This is a genomic window from Pseudomonas graminis (genome assembly GCF_013201545.1).
In the GTDB taxonomy this organism is placed as follows: domain Bacteria; phylum Pseudomonadota; class Gammaproteobacteria; order Pseudomonadales; family Pseudomonadaceae; genus Aquipseudomonas.
On sequence record NZ_CP053746.1, the window covers coordinates 355,430 to 371,774 of the forward strand.

General features: G+C 61.6%; 17 protein-coding genes. 13 read left to right on the plus strand and 4 right to left on the minus strand.

The window, feature by feature from the left end; translation table 11 throughout:
* Window positions 1-60: 60 nt before the first annotated feature.
* Window positions 61-525, plus strand: a complete 465-nt coding sequence (locus tag FX982_RS01660; RefSeq protein WP_172609407.1) for a CopD family protein — start codon at window positions 61-63, stop codon at window positions 523-525.
* 157 nt (window positions 526-682) lie between these two features.
* On the opposite strand, the gene FX982_RS01665 is transcribed toward FX982_RS01660, so the two are convergent.
* The 3 genes from FX982_RS01665 to FX982_RS01675 form a co-directional block, all read right to left on the minus strand.
* The gene (locus FX982_RS01665; protein WP_172609408.1) at window positions 683-1,456 is read right to left on the minus strand and encodes a collagen-like protein; all 774 of its coding nucleotides are present in this window, start codon (window positions 1,454-1,456) and stop codon (window positions 683-685) included.
* Window positions 1,449-1,724: a DUF1145 domain-containing protein gene (locus FX982_RS01670; RefSeq protein ID WP_172609409.1), complete on the minus strand. Its 276-nt coding sequence runs from the start codon at window positions 1,722-1,724 to the stop codon at window positions 1,449-1,451. Before FX982_RS01670 ends, FX982_RS01665 begins: the two co-directional genes overlap by 8 nt.
* A gap of 621 nt (window positions 1,725-2,345) precedes the next feature.
* Window positions 2,346-3,047 (minus strand): OmpA family protein, encoded by a 702-nt coding sequence (locus tag FX982_RS01675; protein ID WP_172609410.1) that lies wholly within the window; start codon window positions 3,045-3,047, stop codon window positions 2,346-2,348.
* 243 nt (window positions 3,048-3,290) lie between these two features.
* On the opposite strand from FX982_RS01675, the gene FX982_RS01680 reads away from it, so the two are divergent.
* On the plus strand, window positions 3,291-3,788 hold the full coding sequence (locus FX982_RS01680) for a DUF6231 family protein (RefSeq protein ID WP_172609411.1): 498 nt from the start codon (window positions 3,291-3,293) through the stop codon (window positions 3,786-3,788).
* A gap of 10 nt (window positions 3,789-3,798) precedes the next feature.
* Window positions 3,799-4,272, plus strand: a complete 474-nt coding sequence (locus FX982_RS01685; protein WP_172609412.1) for a YchJ family protein — start codon at window positions 3,799-3,801, stop codon at window positions 4,270-4,272.
* A 45-nt stretch (window positions 4,273-4,317) separates the two neighbouring features.
* On the opposite strand, the gene FX982_RS01690 is transcribed toward FX982_RS01685, so the two are convergent.
* On the minus strand, window positions 4,318-4,923 hold the full coding sequence (locus FX982_RS01690; protein WP_172609413.1) for a hypothetical protein: 606 nt from the start codon (window positions 4,921-4,923) through the stop codon (window positions 4,318-4,320).
* A gap of 114 nt (window positions 4,924-5,037) precedes the next feature.
* Here FX982_RS01690 and FX982_RS01695 point away from each other — a divergent pair, with 114 nt between their 5' ends.
* The 10 genes from FX982_RS01695 to FX982_RS01740 all read left to right on the plus strand — a co-directional run bounded on the left by FX982_RS01695 (window position 5,038) and on the right by FX982_RS01740 (window position 16,340).
* Window positions 5,038-5,523, plus strand: a complete 486-nt coding sequence (locus tag FX982_RS01695) for an LEA type 2 family protein (RefSeq protein WP_065992587.1) — start codon at window positions 5,038-5,040, stop codon at window positions 5,521-5,523.
* 4 nt (window positions 5,524-5,527) lie between these two features.
* A complete protein-coding gene (locus tag FX982_RS01700) occupies window positions 5,528-5,734 on the plus strand; it encodes an SEC-C metal-binding domain-containing protein (protein WP_065992586.1) in 207 nt (68 codons plus the stop codon).
* A gap of 122 nt (window positions 5,735-5,856) precedes the next feature.
* Window positions 5,857-6,501, plus strand: coding sequence for a glutathione binding-like protein (locus FX982_RS01705; protein ID WP_122536126.1), 645 nt, complete (start codon window positions 5,857-5,859; stop codon window positions 6,499-6,501).
* A gap of 142 nt (window positions 6,502-6,643) precedes the next feature.
* Window positions 6,644-9,127 (plus strand): penicillin acylase family protein, encoded by a 2,484-nt coding sequence (locus tag FX982_RS01710; protein ID WP_172609414.1) that lies wholly within the window; start codon window positions 6,644-6,646, stop codon window positions 9,125-9,127.
* A gap of 642 nt (window positions 9,128-9,769) precedes the next feature.
* Entirely contained in the window at window positions 9,770-10,822 is a 1,053-nt protein-coding gene (locus FX982_RS01715; RefSeq protein ID WP_172609415.1) for a ligase-associated DNA damage response exonuclease, read from the plus strand.
* Window positions 10,819-12,534 carry an ATP-dependent DNA ligase gene (locus FX982_RS01720; RefSeq protein ID WP_172609416.1) on the plus strand — a complete coding sequence of 572 codons (1,716 nt, stop codon included), beginning with the start codon at window positions 10,819-10,821 and terminating at the stop codon, window positions 12,532-12,534. The genes FX982_RS01715 and FX982_RS01720 overlap by 4 nt, the downstream gene beginning before the upstream one ends.
* A gap of 380 nt (window positions 12,535-12,914) precedes the next feature.
* Complete coding sequence (locus tag FX982_RS01725) at window positions 12,915-13,697, plus strand: transporter substrate-binding domain-containing protein (RefSeq protein WP_172609417.1); 783 nt, start codon at window positions 12,915-12,917, stop codon at window positions 13,695-13,697.
* Window positions 13,698-13,776: 79 nt separating this feature from the next.
* A complete protein-coding gene (locus FX982_RS01730) occupies window positions 13,777-14,505 on the plus strand; it encodes an ABC transporter permease (protein WP_172609418.1) in 729 nt (242 codons plus the stop codon).
* Window positions 14,502-15,212, plus strand: a complete 711-nt coding sequence (locus tag FX982_RS01735) for an ABC transporter permease (RefSeq protein ID WP_172609419.1) — start codon at window positions 14,502-14,504, stop codon at window positions 15,210-15,212. Before FX982_RS01730 ends, FX982_RS01735 begins: the two co-directional genes overlap by 4 nt.
* 9 nt (window positions 15,213-15,221) lie before the next feature.
* A complete protein-coding gene (locus tag FX982_RS01740) occupies window positions 15,222-16,340 on the plus strand; it encodes a succinylglutamate desuccinylase/aspartoacylase family protein (RefSeq protein ID WP_172609420.1) in 1,119 nt (372 codons plus the stop codon).
* The last annotated feature ends 5 nt before the right edge of the window (window positions 16,341-16,345 follow it).

A 16,345-nucleotide genomic window follows, 5' to 3' on the forward strand; every position in this document is an offset into this window, starting at 1 on the left:
TAGTCGCAGCGGGCGGCTATCATACCGCGCTAATTCTTTCTGCGCAGATCGGAGTTCTCGATGTCACCTGTAGCCTTTGTCTACGCCTTGCATGTGCTGGCAGCGATTGTGTGGGTAGGAGGTATGTTTTTCGCCTGGATGATTCTTCGACCGGCGGTCATCGCCGCCCTTGAGGGCCCGGCCCGGTTGAAGCTGTGGCTGCAGGTGCTGCCGCGTTTCTTCGTCTGGGTCTGGTGCGCGGTGATCATGCTGCCGGTGACTGGCATTGGCATGATCAATATCAACTTCAGCGGTTTCCAGACTGCGCCCCGTTATGTGCAAGTAATGATGGGGCTGTATGTGGTGATGGTGGCGTTGTTTCTGCGGGTTTCGACGTTGAACCTGCCGCAATTGCGCAAGGCTGTGCTTGCCGAGCAATGGGCTGAGGGCGCTGCGGCGCTGGGTGGAATGCGGCGTCTGGTGGGGATCAATCTGATGGTTGGGGTGGCCGTTGTGGCAATCGCTGCCATCAGGCCCATGTTTTAGAGGTGGGCAAGCGCTGCTCGCGAAAAGGCGGTCCACCCGCTGGATATCCGGCGGTTAAGAGGCCGTCTTCGTGAGCAAACTCACTCCCACATCAACCGTGTCGGCTCCACGCAAGAGAGCCGTCTGGACGGTAAATAACCCCTGTGGGTTGTCGGGCTTATAAGTTGCGAACCACGATAGCGCCCGTTGGCCCTGCTGCACCGGACTGCCCTTTGTCACCGTTCTTGCCGGACCTGGCGCCGTCCGCGCGATAGACCACGCAGCCTTTGGACGCGCCGCCTTTGCCGCCGCGACCACCGTCGCCGCCAACCCCACCGGCGCCGCCCTGAACGTTCACCTTGATGCGTTCATTGCCGAAAGTCGCTGGCAGCTCAAGACGAACGAGCGCACCCGGCGCGCCGTCACGGCCGTTGCCGCCATTGTCGCCGTCGATCCCGCGACTGGCGGAACCCCAGGTGCAGCCCGGATCGATGCCGTTGCCGCCGTCGAGGCCGACGTACCCGGGTGAGCCCGCGCCGCCACGGGCGTCGACGAAGAGTTGGTCAGCGTTGAGTTGTTCAATCCTCACGTTGAGGTTGCGGCCTGGAGTTGGCGCTTTTTCGAAGGTGCCCGGGGCGCCCCTCGCGGTGATTTCGGCGCCGCCGCCGAGGTCGGCCTGTTTGACTTGCAGGCTGAACGGTTCGGCGCTCGGGACGATGGCGATGCGTGATTCGTGGCCCATGACGAGTTGACCGACTTTGACTTCGGTGAGCCCGGCCGGGATCAGCAGGGTGCCGTAGTCGGCCACTTCGAGTCGGTCCAGTTGCAATACGCTGGTTTTGGACGGCAGGCGCATGAGCGAGTGGGTTTCGACGGAAATGGTCTGGGCCATGATCCAGGGGCTGGTCAGGGCGGACAGCAGGCCTGCCGTCATCAGCATCGCGTTACGCATGGTGTACCTCCGCCAGTGGGCGTTTGAATGTGTTCAGGTGAAAGAGGCCGAAGAGCAAAATCTGGAGACGATCGCGCATGGGATGGGGGCGGCCGCGCAGGCTGGCGTTGTAGCCGATCAGTTCGATGAGGTGGACGAGCAGCAAGAGGCCGCCTGCCAGTTTGAACAACAGGTCGAAGGGGTTTGGCATGGTGATGGTCAGGCTGGTGATTATCAGTAGCCAGAATGCTGTTGTCAGTACTTTCCCTGTTCCCCAAATCACACTCATGTGGTGCCTCTGCTGTTTTTGGTTTTGTGCGGTGAAAACGGTTTGCGCACAGTACGGTGAGGCGGGGGACTATGCCAGAGGCAGGCTTCAAAAGCTGGCTGGTTTGATGAGGTTGCGCTGGGATTGGGTGAATATCCGTTATTGGTGTTTGCCGGAGTTATGGTTCCGCCCTTACGGCGGGTCACTTTTGGCAAAAGCGCCCCAAAAGTAACCAAAAACGCTTTGCTCCCGGTTGGGTTCCTCCTTCGTCGGGATACCTTCACTCCGGTCTCGCTCCGTGGGCCCGCGCCGAACGGACATCCATGTCCTGACGGCGCTCTCGCCGCATCCATGCGGCTCGGCCCACTGCGCGAGACCTGCGTTCAGCCTGCACCCAAGTCGCGTTCTGCGGTGTTTGAACCTTTTGCGCACGAAGATCAAAAGCAACGGCAACGGCAACGGCAACGGCAACGGCTTCCCGGCTAAAGCCGGTCCCACTGAATCCACGCGCGCTTTTAGTGGGACCGGCTTTAGCCGGGAAGGGGCCGGTCTAGACAATTTTTTTTGAACATGGAACCAAATACCAGAATAAAAAAACCCCGGCTTCCAGGCCGGGGCTTCCTTTGTGGCTTCAACCTTGTCTCAACGGTTGATTTTGATCTCGACGCGGCGGTTCAGCGCTCGGCCGTCGGCGGTTTTGTTGTCGGCCACAGGGCGCGCTTCGCCATCACCTTCAACGGACACGAACGAGGCACGCGGGATGCCGGCGCTGACGAGGTAGTCGGTCACCGATTGCGCGCGTTTTTGCGACAGTTTCTGGTTGTACGCATCGCTGCCTACGCTGTCGGTGTGGCCGCTGACGTGGAGTTGCACGTTCGGGGCTTCGGTTTTGAGTTTGGTCGCAACCATGTCCAGCTGCTGTTTGTCACCCGGTGTCAGCGTGGCTTTGTTGAACTCGAAGTGCACGTCACGAATGGTGATGATTTCTTCTTTGGGCAGCACCACCGGAGCAGCAACTGGCTCAGGCGCAGGTGTCACGATCGGGCAACCGGTGGCATCGACCGAGGTGCCTTTCGGCGTGTTCGGGCATTTGTCCTTGCTGTTGAGGACGCCGTCGCCGTCATCATCGCCATCCCCATGGACCCAGCAATACGCGCCAGCCATGACGCCTACCGCAGCACCGAAGCCTGCCGCCACCGAGGCAGACTGGAAGGCGCCGATCGCTGCGCCGCTCAGTGCGCCACCGGCCGCACACAGAGGCCAGTCGGTCTTTTGCAAGCCCGCACAGCCCGTCAATACACTGGTAACCAAAATCAGAGGTAACGCTGTCCGAATCATGCTCATACAGTTCTTCTCCTTTGGTATCGGCTAAAACCGACTGAAATGCAGTAAAGACGCGTGTGGGGCCGTTCGCCACCCCGATTTCAGGGGTTTACGGGATTTCACCGCACAATTCGGACTCTTCTTTGGGGAATAGCCTTTTGCCTTCACTCCGTACGCTTTGTCATATCGCGAAATGAAAAAGTTCAAGCACTAGGCCATCGAAGTTCAGCGCGCTACCCTTGCCCGCCTGACCGAGGAACTCCAATGACTGATCGCTTCTCCAGCCGCACGCCGCAACAGGCCCTCGCCGCCCTGCTCGACCTCTATGCGCCTAAGCGTTTGCTGCTGGTGGGCGCCGAGGAATTTCCGGCGTTGCAGGCTTTTCGCGAAGCGCATCCGCAAACCGAGCTGGCCCAGGCGGCACCGGGCCTTTTGCCCGCCGATCTGGCCGGGCAGCGTTTTGATCTGGCGCTGGTGGTGGACTGTCTGGAGCACATGCCCAAGCGCGCGGGGCTGGAGCTGTTGGGCGGGATCCGCAATCTCAATGCCAGCCGGATCGCCGTGCTGGCCGACCTTGATGCCTGCGGCTGGCAATCCACTGATTTCTACTCGCTGGCACTCCAGGCCAGTGAACGGTTTTCCCGGGATGAGCAAGTGCTCACGCTGTTCACCTACGATCTGCGGGAATACAAACAGGTGCCGGACTGGCTGAACGCGAAGTTCTGGGCCAATCCGGAGAATCACGGCAAGTACTGGTGGTGAGAGACGCATCATGAGCAGCGCAATATGCCCCTGCGGCAGCGGCAATCTTCTCGACGGTTGCTGCGGCCGCTATCACGCCGGTCAGCCTGCCCCTTGCGCCGAAGCGCTGATGCGTTCGCGCTACAGCGCTTATGTGCTGGGATTGGTGGGCTATCTGCTGGACACCACAATGCCGGCGCAGCAGCCCGGGCTGAACCGAGATGCCATCAGCCAGTGGAGCGCCCAGAGCACCTGGCTGGGCCTGGAAGTGGAAGGCGCCGAGTTGATCGGCGGCCAGCCAGAGCACGCGTTCGTCACCTTTAGCGCCCGCTGGCACGATGCCGACGGCGAGCATTGTCATCGCGAGCGCTCGGCGTTCGTGCAGCATGAGGGACGCTGGTATTTCATCGACCCGACGGTGTCGCTCAAAGCCGGTCGTAATGATGCCTGCCCCTGCGGCAGCCAACAGAAATTCAAGAAGTGCTGTTCGGCTTATCTAAGCTGACCTACACAGCGGCAACGCGAGCAACCACCCAGAGACAGGCAGTCCTCAGGCCAGTCTGATGTGGGAAACGTCCGGCACCAGCGCATGCTCAACCGGCTTGTCCGGACCCAGATCAGCGCCCGCCGGTGCCAGACTCAACCCAGACAGGTCGAGCTGCGGCGCACGCGCCGGCATTTTCGGATCCTGCACGTCCTGGCCCGGCTCCGAGAGCGTGTAGTCAGGTGCCTCCACATCCACAAACGCCGCCATATAAACGTCCCGCGGTTTGACGCTGGCTTTGCGCGTCGGCGTGGCGTCGTTGCGCGGCGCGGTCAGGTTTGATGGCTTGCGCGTCCAGCTCGGCTCGTCCGGGGGCGGCGCCAGCTCGACCTCTTCCACCTCAACCAGGCCCGGGGCCGCCACGACCGGAGCCTGAACGACTGGCGCCATAGGCGCGACCTGGGCCATGGCCCCGGCGCGTTCAAGGGTCGAGCGGTACTTTTCCGCCGCCGCCTCATCGAGGTTGTTTTTCAGGACCAGCCGACGGCCGGAGAACAGCAACGCGATGCGTTGGGCGTCCGCCTGAAACAGCTTTACCATGTTGGCCTTGACCAGATCCGGCTGCGCGCCGGGGACCAATTGGCCGGAAAATACGATTTCGTAGAGCTTCATGGTCAATACTCCTTCGACACATGGCGCGAGTATGGCGCAGGCTGTGGAGAACGGCGAGTCACGTGCAGTGGCGGTCAGACCGGGCCTAGCAGGCCGGACTTAAGGGAGCGACCCATGATGTTTGCAGCACACGTCCTCAGAATCGCCGGCCTCTTCGCGCTGCTTGCGCTGTCAGGCTGCTCGACCTGGATAACCGGCGGCTTCGAAGACCCCGACGTCAAGCTGCTGAAGGTCGAGGTGGTCAAGGCCAAGTTGCTGCGTCAGGACTTCAAGCTGCGCTTCAGGGTCGACAACCCCAACGACTCCAGCCTGTTGGTCCGCGGCCTGCGCTACAAGATCCTGCTCAACGACATGCTGCTCAGCGAAGGCGTCTACAGCGACTGGTTCATCGTCAAAGCCAACAGTCACAAAAACTTTTCCGTGCCGATCCGTACCAATCTGTGGGAACACCTCAAGGACATCTCCAAGGTGCTCGGCAAAGCCAATCAGCCGGTGCATTACCGTTTGGAAGGCAAGCTCAAGACTGGATTTTTATTCGGACACAGCGTGCGCATCGGGCGCAATGGCGACATAATCCCCGGCGATTTGATTCCGGAGTAACCCCATGAACCAGCAAGCCCACGTGCACGGTCCCGACTGTGACCACGATCACGACCATCACGATCACCATCATGACCACGGTCATGTGCACGGCCCGCATTGCGGCCACGCGCCTCAGGAGCCGGTACGCAACACGCTCAAGGACGTCGGCCGCAACGATCCTTGCCCTTGCGGCAGCGAGAAAAAATTCAAGAAGTGCCACGGCGCGTAACGCACCCTGCCCTTTCTACGGCCTGAATCTTCAGGCCGTTTTCATTTGTGCGATGGACGTTTGAAGGCGTAAAACAGGTGCAGCCTTAATGGCAGTCGTGATGACTTCACCTGGAGCGCGCAATGATCGATCTGCACTACTGGACCACCCCCAACGGCCACAAAGTCTCGATTTTCCTCGAAGAAGCGGGCCTGCCGTACAAGATTTTCCCGGTCAACATCGGGGCGAACGAACAGTTCGAAGCCGATTTTCTGAAGATTTCCCCCAACAACAAGATTCCGGCCATCGTCGACCACGAACCTGCTGACGGCGGCGAACCGCTGAACCTGTTCGAGTCCGGCGCTATCCTGCTGTACCTGGCCGAGAAGACCGGTCAGTTCATTGCGAAGGACCTGCGCGGCCGCCAGGAAACCCTGCAATGGCTGTTCTGGCAAATGGGCGGCCTGGGCCCGATGGCCGGTCAGAATCACCACTTCAACCGGTTCGCCAAAGAGAAGATTCCCTACGCGATCAAGCGATACGTTGACGAGACTGCGCGCCTGTACGGCGTGCTGAACGAGCGTCTGGCCGATCGCAGCTTTGTTGCGGGCGAGGACTACGGCATCGCAGACATGGCGATCTACCCGTGGATCGTGCCGCACACGTTCCAGGAGCAGAACCTGGATGACTTCCCGCACCTGAAGCGTTGGTTCGAGACGGTCGCCAATCGCGACGCGGTGAAGCGCGCCTATGCGCTGGCCGACAAGATCAATCCGCCGAAGCCGTAATCCCAGGGTCGACAGGGTTCAGGGGGACGCGCTGATATCCCCTCTGAAACCCGAAAATAAACTCCCTCCCCCTGCTTGCGTGACGCCCGCCTGCTCTCTAACGTAGCGCCTTTTCTACGCCCACCCCCGCAGGAGCTACATCATGGCCTCGCCAGCCCTTTCGACGTTGAAAACGCGCATGAGCGCGGCCGCTGCCATGATTGGACTGTTGAGCCTGGCCGGTTGCCAGCTGGGCGGTGAAGACCGCGACAGCCTGCCGCCTGCCAGCGGGGTGTTTGCCATTAAGGGGCTGGCGCAGAACGTCTCGATTCGCCGCAACAATCTGGGCATGCCGCTGATTGAAAGCAGCACATTCCATGACGCACTGTTCACCCTCGGGTACGTTCACGCGACAGACCGCATCACTCAAATGATGCAAATGCGCTTGCTGGCCCAGGGCCGGCTGTCGGAAATCGCCGGGCCGGGCGCCCTTGATCTCGACCGCATGATGCGCGCCGCCAACCTCAAACAGACCGCCGGCCAGTTGTATGCCGCCTCGTCGCCGCGCCTGAAGCGCTTCTTCGAGGTGTACGCGCGCGGCGTCAACGCCTACCTCTTCCGCTACCGCGACAAACTGCCGGCTGACCTCGCCGACTCAGGTTACAAGCCTGAATACTGGAAGCCGGAAGACTCGGCGCTGATCTTCAGCCTGCTCAACTTCAGCCTGTCGGTGAACCTGCAGGAGGAAATTTCCTCGCTGGTGCTGGCGCAGAAAGTCGGGGCAGACAAGCTGGCCTGGCTGCTGCCGACCTATCCCGACGAAGCATTGCCCTTTGCTGAAGCCGACAAGCTCAAAGGCCTGAGCCTGGGCAGCCAGCTGTCGGGCCTGAGCGATCTGGACAAAGCAGCGCTGCAGCTTTCCGACCTCAACCTGCTGGGCGTTTCGGCGTCAAACAACTGGGTGATCTCTCCTCAGCGCGCCCGCGCCGGCAAGAGCCTGCTGGCCACTGACAGCCAGTTGGCGCCGACCCTGCCGTCGATGTGGAATTTCGTGCAGATCCGCTCGCCGAAATACCAGGCCGCAGGCGCGACCGTTGCGGGCCTTCCACTGGTGCTGTCCGGTTTCAACGGCAAACTGGCCTGGGGCATGGGCCCGGCAATGGGCGACAACCAGGACCTGTTTCTGGAGAAGCTCAAGCGCGAAAACAATCGCCTGATGGTGATGGCCGATGGAAAATGGGTCGCGGCAGGCGCCCATGAGGAAACCTACTTCGTCAAAGGCCAGAGCCCGGTGCGCGAGCCCGCGTACGAAACACGTCACGGCCCACTGCTCAACGCTGGCTCTGCGCAACTCGCCAGCGGCCTGGGCATCGCCCTGCAGACGCCGGACGCCAAGGATGACAAAACCCTCGACGCCCTCTTTGACCTGACCCGCGCGCCGACTGTGCAGCGCGCTTTCGACACCACCCGGGAAATCCGCGCCATCACCCTGAACATGGTGTTTGCCGATGCCTCGAACACCGGTTGGCAAGTGACCGGAAAATACCCGAACCGCCGTGACGGGCTCGGCCTGATTCCTTCGCCGGGCTGGGATGCTCGCTTTGATTGGGACGGCTACGCCGACGCGATGCTGCACCCGTACGATCAGGATTCGCAACAAGGCTGGATTGCCACTGCCAACCAGCGCACCGTGCCGAAAGGCTATGGCATGCAGCTGTCCAACTCCTGGGACTACCCGGAGCGCGCCGAACGCATCGCCGAACTGGCCAATGCCGGCAAGCAGGACACCCGCAGCACCGTCGCCATGCAATACGACCAGACCACGACCTTCGCCGCCAAACTGAAGAAAATGTTCTCCGCGCCCGGCATGTCAGCGCCTTTGAAACAGGCCATCGACGCCTTGCCCGCGCCAGACCGCGACAAAGCCCGTGAGGCGTTGAGCCGCCTGATGGCGTTCGACGGCAGGCTGTCGCCAGGTTCGGCAGATGCGGCCATCTATGAACTCTTCCTGCAAGAAAGCGCCCGCCAGACTTTCCTCGACGAACTCGGCCCTGAAACCAGCCCTGCCTGGAAAGCGCTGGTGCAAAGCGCGGACCTGTCCTACTCGCCCCAGGCCGATCACCTGCTGGGCCGCGAAGACAGTCCGTATTGGGACGACGTGAAAACGCCCCAGAAAGAAGACAAACCCGCCATCCTCGCCCGCAGCCTGGCCGCGGCAATCACCGTCGGCGAAAGCCAGTTGGGCGCCGATCACAAGGCCTGGCAATGGGGCAAGTTGCACCAGACCACCTGGACCGCCCAAAGCGCCCAACTCAGCGCCGCGCTGGGCGGCAGCAAAGCAAGCGTGACCAAAGGCCCGATCGCCACCGGCGGCGACCACACCACGCTCAACGCCTCGGGCTTCCACTGGGGTCAGGACTTCAACGCCGCCGTCGTCCCGGCCATGCGCATCATCGTCGACTTCGCCCAGCAGGAACCGATGATGGCGCAAAACGCCGCCGGCCAATCCGGCAACCCGGCCAGCCCGTACAACGCCAACGGCATCGAACCCTGGATGAAAGGCCTCTACATGTCCGTGCCAATGCAACCGGAAAACTTCGAAAAAGCCTACGGCAAACAGCGCCTGACGCTGACGCCCGGAAAGTAAATGGTCGAGCGATCCGGGATGACGCGGAGCGTCTCGGGATGCATTCCCACGCAGAGCGTGGGAACGATCAAGCCTTTGGAGGAAGTGGCGCCTGAACTGGCCCCTTCCCGGCTAAAGCCGGTCCCACTAACAGCAACGCGTGCATCCAGATTGATGGTGCCCATACCGGCCCCTTCCCGGCTAGAGCCGGTCCCACTAAAAAGCACACCGCGTACCGTCAGTGGGACCGGCTTCAGCCGGGAAGCTTTTGATCCGCTTTTGATCTGCTTTTGATCTCCAAACACAAATAGCCCAGACGACACCAATCGCGACTTTGGTGCAGGCTGAACGCAGGTCTTGCGCAGTGGGCCGAGCCGCAGGGATGCGGCGAGAGCGCCGTCAGGACATGGATGTCCGTTCGGCGCGAGCCCACGGAGCAAGACCGGAGTGAAGGAACCCGACGAAGTCGGGCCCAACCGAGAGCAAGCACCCTTGGTTACTTGGGGTGCTTTTCCAAGTAACTCGCCGAAGGCGAAACAGTCGAGCCGTTAGGCCGACGCTCTTGATCTCGATCTCGATCTCGATCTTGATCTTGCTTCAAAACCCCGAACTTCTGCGCCCCGCCACCGCTCTACCTGACAAGTCCCCAAACCCGGTCAAACCATGGATCTCGTCATTGCCCGCCCCGAAGGCCTCTACTGCCCGCCCGGTGATTTCTACATCGATCCGTGGCGCCCGGTCGAACGCTCCGTCATCACCCACGCCCACGGCGACCACGCCCGCACCGGCAATGAACACTACCTCGCCGCCGCGCCCGGCGAAGGCATACTGCGCTCCCGACTGGGCCAGGACATCAACCTCCAGACCCTCGCCTACGGCGAAAGCATCACCCACCACGGCGTCAAACTCAGCTTTCACCCGGCCGGCCATGTCCTCGGCTCCGCCCAGGTCCGCCTCGAATACCAGGGCGAAATCTGGGTTGCCTCAGGCGACTACAAAGTCGAACCCGACGGCACCTGCGAACCCTTCGAACCCGTGCGCTGCCACACCTTCATTACCGAATCCACCTTCGGCCTGCCGATCTACCGCTGGCAGCCCCAATCGGAAATCTTCGCCGGCATCAACGAATGGTGGCGCGCCAACGCCGCCGCCGGCAAAGCCAGCGTCCTCTTCGCCTACTCATTCGGCAAAGCCCAACGCATCCTCCACGGCATCGACCCCAGCATCGGCCCGATCCTCGTCCATGGCGCCGTCGAACCGCTGAACCGCGTCTACCGCGAAGCCGGCGTGCGCATCCCGGAAACCCACTACGCCGGTGACTTCAAAAAAACCGATCCCGCCTTGCGCAGCGCCCTGATCGTCGCACCGCCGTCCGCCGGCGGCAGCACCTGGATGCGCCGATTCGGCGAATTCAGCGACGCCTTCGCCAGCGGCTGGATGATGCTGCGCGGCACCCGACGTCGGCGCGGCGTCGACCGCGGCTTCGCCCTCTCGGACCATGCCGACTGGCCCGGCTTGCTATGGGCCATCGAAAACACTGGCGCCGAGCGGGTCATGGTCACCCACGGCTCGGTAGCGGTGCTGGTGCGCTATCTGCGGGAACTCGGCCTCGACGCCCAGGGTTTCAGCACTGAATACGGCGATGAAGAAGACGACGCAGCGGCCAAGACCGAGCCAGCATCCGAATCCGCATCGACAGGGGAGGCCTCCCCATGAAGGCCTTCGCCGAGCTGTATTCCGACCTCGACGCCACCACCTCCAGCAATGCCAAGCTGGCGGCCATGCAAGTCTATTTCAGCACCGCGGCACCTGAAGACGCCGCGTGGGCGGTGTACTTCCTGGCCGGCGGACGCCCACGGCAACTGGTGCCGACGCGGATGTTGCGTGAGCAGGCATTACTGCTGTCCGGCTTGCCGGAATGGTTGTTCGAGGAGAGTTACCAGGCGGTCGGCGATTTGGCAGAAACCCTGTCGCTGCTGCTCCCCAAAGCCGAGCACAGCTCCGAAGAAGGCCTGGCCAGCTGGATGGAAAATCATCTGCTGCCCCTGCGTGGTCTGCCTCCGGAAGAATTACTCGAGCGCCTGCCAACGTTCTGGTCACAGCTGGACCCGCAAAGCCTGATGGTCTGTCTGAAGCTGATCACCGGCAGTTTCCGGGTCGGTGTCTCGAAGCTGCTGGTGACGCGGGCCCTCGCCGCGCTGGCCGATATCGACAGCAAGCGCGTGGCCCAGCGGCTCGTCGGCTACACCGATCTTTCCCATCGCCCCAGCGCCGAGGGCTATCTAAAACTCATCGCCGAAGAATCGGCCGACGAACACGCGCAACGCGGCGGCCAGCCTTACCCCTTCTTCCTTGCCCACGCGCTGCAGCAACCCGTCGATCAGTTCGAGAACCTGCTGGGCGCCGCCGAAAACTGGCAGGTGGAATGGAAGTGGGACGGCATCCGCGCCCAGGTGGTCAAGCGCGAAGGTCGCCTGTGGATCTGGTCGCGGGGCGAAGAACTGGTCACGGATCGCTTCCCCGAACTGCACAGCCTGACCCAATGCCTGCCCGACGGCACGGTGATCGACGGCGAGATCGTGGTCTGGAAAGCCCCGGCTGCGGAGAATGCCGAGGAAGGCGAATTCGCCCTCGACACCCCTGCCCCAGGCACGCCCGGCGAAGCGACGCCGTCGGTGCAGCCCTTCGCTCTGCTGCAACAGCGGATCGGCCGCAAAACCCTCGGCAAGAAGATTCTGGAAGACGTGCCGGTCGTCGTGCTGGCTTACGACCTGCTGGAATGGGAAGGCCACGATTGGCGCAGCCGCCCGCAACATGAGCGGCGCACGCAGCTGGAAACGGTCATCGCCAACGCCCAGAGCCCGGTGCTGATGCCGTCTCCCGTCCTGACCGGCACCGACTGGCTCGACCTCGGCCGGCAGCGCGAGGCCTCCCGCAGTCTTGGCGTGGAAGGCATGATGCTCAAGGCGCGGGATTCGCTGTACGGCGTCGGGCGCACCAAGGACATGGGCGTATGGTGGAAGTGGAAAATGGACCCGTTCAGCGTCGATGCGGTGTTGATCTACGCCCAGCGCGGTCACGGCCGCCGCGCCAGTCTGTATAGCGACTACACGTTCGCGGTCTGGGACGGCCCGCCGGAATCCAGCGAACGGACATTGGTGCCCTTCGCCAAAGCGTATTCAGGCCTGACCGACGAAGAGATGCGCAAAGTCGATGCGATCATCCGCAAGACCACCGTCGACAAGTTCGGCCCGGTCCGAAGTGTTACCCCGACCCTGGTATTCGAGTTGGGCTTCGAGGGCATTGCGCTATCAAAACGGCACAAGAGCGGCATCGCCGTCAGGTTCCCGAGGATGCTGCGATGGCGCCTCGACAAACCCGTTGCCGAAGCCGACAGCCTGGCGACGCTTCAGGACCTGCTGGCCTGAGCACCGTCGCGGTGCGCGAGGCCAGCTCGCGCCCGTGTCGAATGCGCTGAAATGGGGCGCACTACAAGCCCCAGTCTTTCAACGGCACGCCCCACAAGGCGTTTCGAATCTCCCCTCCGCTGTAAAAAGCACCGCTGCAGACCTTTGAGGCTGCAACTTTTTCGCCCACTCTCAACGGGATGCGGCTACTCTGCCGGTGCCTGCGGGGCCTCAAAAAAAGACAAAAGATGGCTCTAAGTCATCATTGCGACAACTCCGTACATTTAAAACGCGCGTTCGTTTGTTTGGTTCGGAAATTGCTGTCTATTTGCGGTCTGGCTTTTGCCGGTAGCAAGCCTTCGCGTGTTCCCAACGCTCAATTTGGTTTTAAGGACTGAACGATGAAAAAAGCATGGCTGACCCTTTCCGCACTCGCCATCTGTCTGGCCGCCGGTAACGCAATGGCCAAGGAATACAAGGAGCTGCGTTTCGGCGTCGATCCTTCCTACGCGCCATTCGAATCCAAAGCCGCCGATGGCAGCCTGGTGGGCTTCGATATCGATCTGGGCAACGCGATCTGTGCAGAACTGAAGGTCAAGTGCAAGTGGGTCGAAAGCGATTTCGACGGCATGATTCCGGGCCTGAAAGCCAACAAGTTCGACGGCGTGATCTCCTCCATGACAGTGACCCCGGCCCGCGAGAAAGTCATCGACTTCTCCAGCGAACTGTTCTCCGGCCCTACCTCGCTGGTCTACAAAAAAAGTTCCGGCCTGACCGCTGACACTGCGTCGCTCAAAGGCAAAACCGTGGGTTACGAGCAGGGCACCATCCAGGAAGCCTACGCCAAGGCCGTTCTGGACAAGGCGGGCGTGAAAACCCAGGCCTATGCCAACCAGGATCAGGTGTATGCCGACCTCGTTTCGGGTCGTCTGGACGCCTCGGTTCAAGACATGCTGCAAGCCGAGCTGGGCTTCCTGAAGTCGCCACAAGGCGCTGACTACGAAGTCAGCAAGCCAATCGACGATCCCCTGCTGCCAGCCAAAACGGCCGTCGGCATCTCGAAAGGTAACAAGGACCTGAAAGCGCTTTTGGACAAAGGTATCAAAGCGTTGCACGATGACGGCAAGTACGCCGAGATCCAGAAGAAGCACTTCGGCGATCTGAATCTGTACAGCGGTAAATAAGCAAACAGACGCCCGTTGATTTCAGCCAGAATCCGCTGCTGAAGTTAACGGGCGTTTTTATTGACTGTATAGGTTGCACATGTTCGAAACTCTCCTGCAAAACCTGGGACTGTCAGCATTCAGCCTGAAAGGCTTCGGCCCGCTGTTGCTGCAAGGCACCTGGATGACCGTCAAATTATCGGTAATGTCGCTGCTGCTGGCCATTGTGCTCGGCCTGCTGGGCGCCAGTGCCAAACTGTCAAAAGCCGCCGTGCTGCGCGTTCCGGCCCAGATCTACACCACGCTGATCCGGGGTATACCGGACTTGGTGCTGATGCTGTTGATTTTCTACAGCCTGCAAACCTGGCTGACCACGCTTACCGAAGCGATGGAATGGGATTACATCGAGATCGACCCTTTCTCTGCCGGCGTCATTACGTTGGGCTTCATCTATGGCGCGTATTTCACCGAGACCTTCCGCGGCGCGATCCTTGCCGTACCGCGCGGTCAGGTCGAAGCCGCCACGGCCTACGGGCTCAGCCGTTCGCAACGGTTTCGCATGGTGGTGTTTCCGCAGATGATGCGCTTCGCCCTGCCCGGCATCGGCAACAACTGGCAAGTGGTGCTCAAGGCCACTGCGCTGGTGTCGATCATCGGTCTGGCCGATCTGGTCAAGGCCGCGCAGGACGCGGGTAAAAGCACGTATCAGCTGTTTTACTTCCTGGTACTCGCGGCACTGATCTATCTGGTCATCACCAGCGTGTCCAACTTCGCCCTGCGCTGGGCCGAACGGCGCTATGCCGCTGGCAGCCGGGAGGCTCAACGATGATCGAGTTGCTGCAGGAATACTGGCGCGCCTTCCTTTATACGGACGGCCAGAACATCACCGGCCTGGCCATGACGATGTGGCTGCTCAGTGCCTCCATCGCCATCGGTTTTATCGTGTCGATTCCGCTGTCCATCGCCCGCGTGTCGCGCAATCCGCTGGTGCGCTGGCCGGTGCAGTTCTACACCTACCTGTTCCGCGGAACGCCGCTGTATATCCAGTTGCTGATTTGCTACACCGGGATCTACAGCATCGCCGCCGTACGGGAGCAGCCGATGCTGGGCGCGTTCTTCCGCGACGCCATGAACTGCACCATCCTCGCCTTCGCGCTGAACACCTGCGCCTACACCACCGAAATCTTCGCTGGTGCCATTCGCAGCATGAACCACGGTGAAGTCGAGGCGGCCAAGGCTTACGGCCTGACCGGCTGGCGCTTGTACGCCTACGTGATCATGCCGTCGGCGCTGCGCCGTTCGCTGCCTTATTACAGCAACGAAGTGATCCTGATGCTGCACTCGACCACCGTGGCCTTCACCGCCACTGTGCCGGACGTCCTCAAGGTCGCGCGCGACGCCAACTCGGCCACCTTCCTGACCTTCCAGTCGTTCGGCATCGCGGCGCTGATCTATCTCACGGTCACGTTCATTCTGGTGGGCCTGTTCCGACTGGCGGAACGCCGCTGGCTGGCCTTCCTCGGCCCGACTCACTAGGAACCCTGCATGCGACACCAGACCCATGATCTGCTGGCCCCGGTGCCCGGCACCGCGCGGCAGATCCACAGCTTTCACTACGGCCCGGAAAACGGCGCCTGCAAGGTTTACATCCAGTCGTCCCTGCACGCCGACGAGCTGCCGGGCATGCTGGTGTCCTGGTATTTGAAGCAACGGCTGGCCGAACTCGAAAACGCCGGTCAGCTGCTCGGCGAAGTCGTGGTCGTTCCCGTGGCCAACCCCGTCGGTCTGGAGCAGGTTCTGATGGACATGCCGCTGGGCCGCTACGAGCTAGAGAGCGGGCAGAACTTCAACCGCCGCTTCGTCGACCTCGGTCAGCAGGTGGGTGATGAAGTCGAAGCGCTACTGACCGATAACCCCGAAGACAACGTCACGCTGATTCGCAAAACCTTGCTGGCCGCACTGCATAACTGCGTCGGCAGCACCCAGCTGGAGTCCCAGCGCCTGACGTTGCAACGGCTGGCCTGTGACGCCGACGTGGTGCTGGACCTGCATTGTGATTTCGAATCCGTCGAGCACCTGTACACCACGCCTGAGGCCTGGCCCCAGGTCGAGCCGCTGTCGCGTTACCTCGGCGCACAGGCGAGCCTGCTGGCAACCGATTCCGGCGGGCAGTCGTTCGACGAATGCTTCACGCTGGTCTGGTGGCAACTGCAGCAGCGTTTTGCCAAACGCTTCCCGATTCCGATGGGCAGTTTCTCCGTGACCCTGGAGTTGCGCGGTCAGGGGGACGTCAATCACGCCCTGGCCAGCCGCGATTGTCAGGCAATCATCAGCTACCTGATGCACCGCGGCGCCATTGTCGGCGAGCCGGTTGTGCCTCCTGAACTGATTTACCCGGCGACCCCGCTGGCGGGCGTCGAACCTGTCGCTACGCCGGTCGGCGGTCTGCTGGTGTTCTGCACACTGCCCGGCGAATACGTCGAGGCGGGGCAGTTGATCGCTGAGGTCATCGACCCGATCAGCGACACAGTGACCCCCATCCACACAGCCAACGCGGGCCTTATGTACGCCCGCTCATTGCGACGCATGGCGACCGCCGGCATGGTGATCGCCCATGTCGCCGGCACCGAAGCCTACCGCAGCGGCTACTTACTTTCTCCTTGAGGACT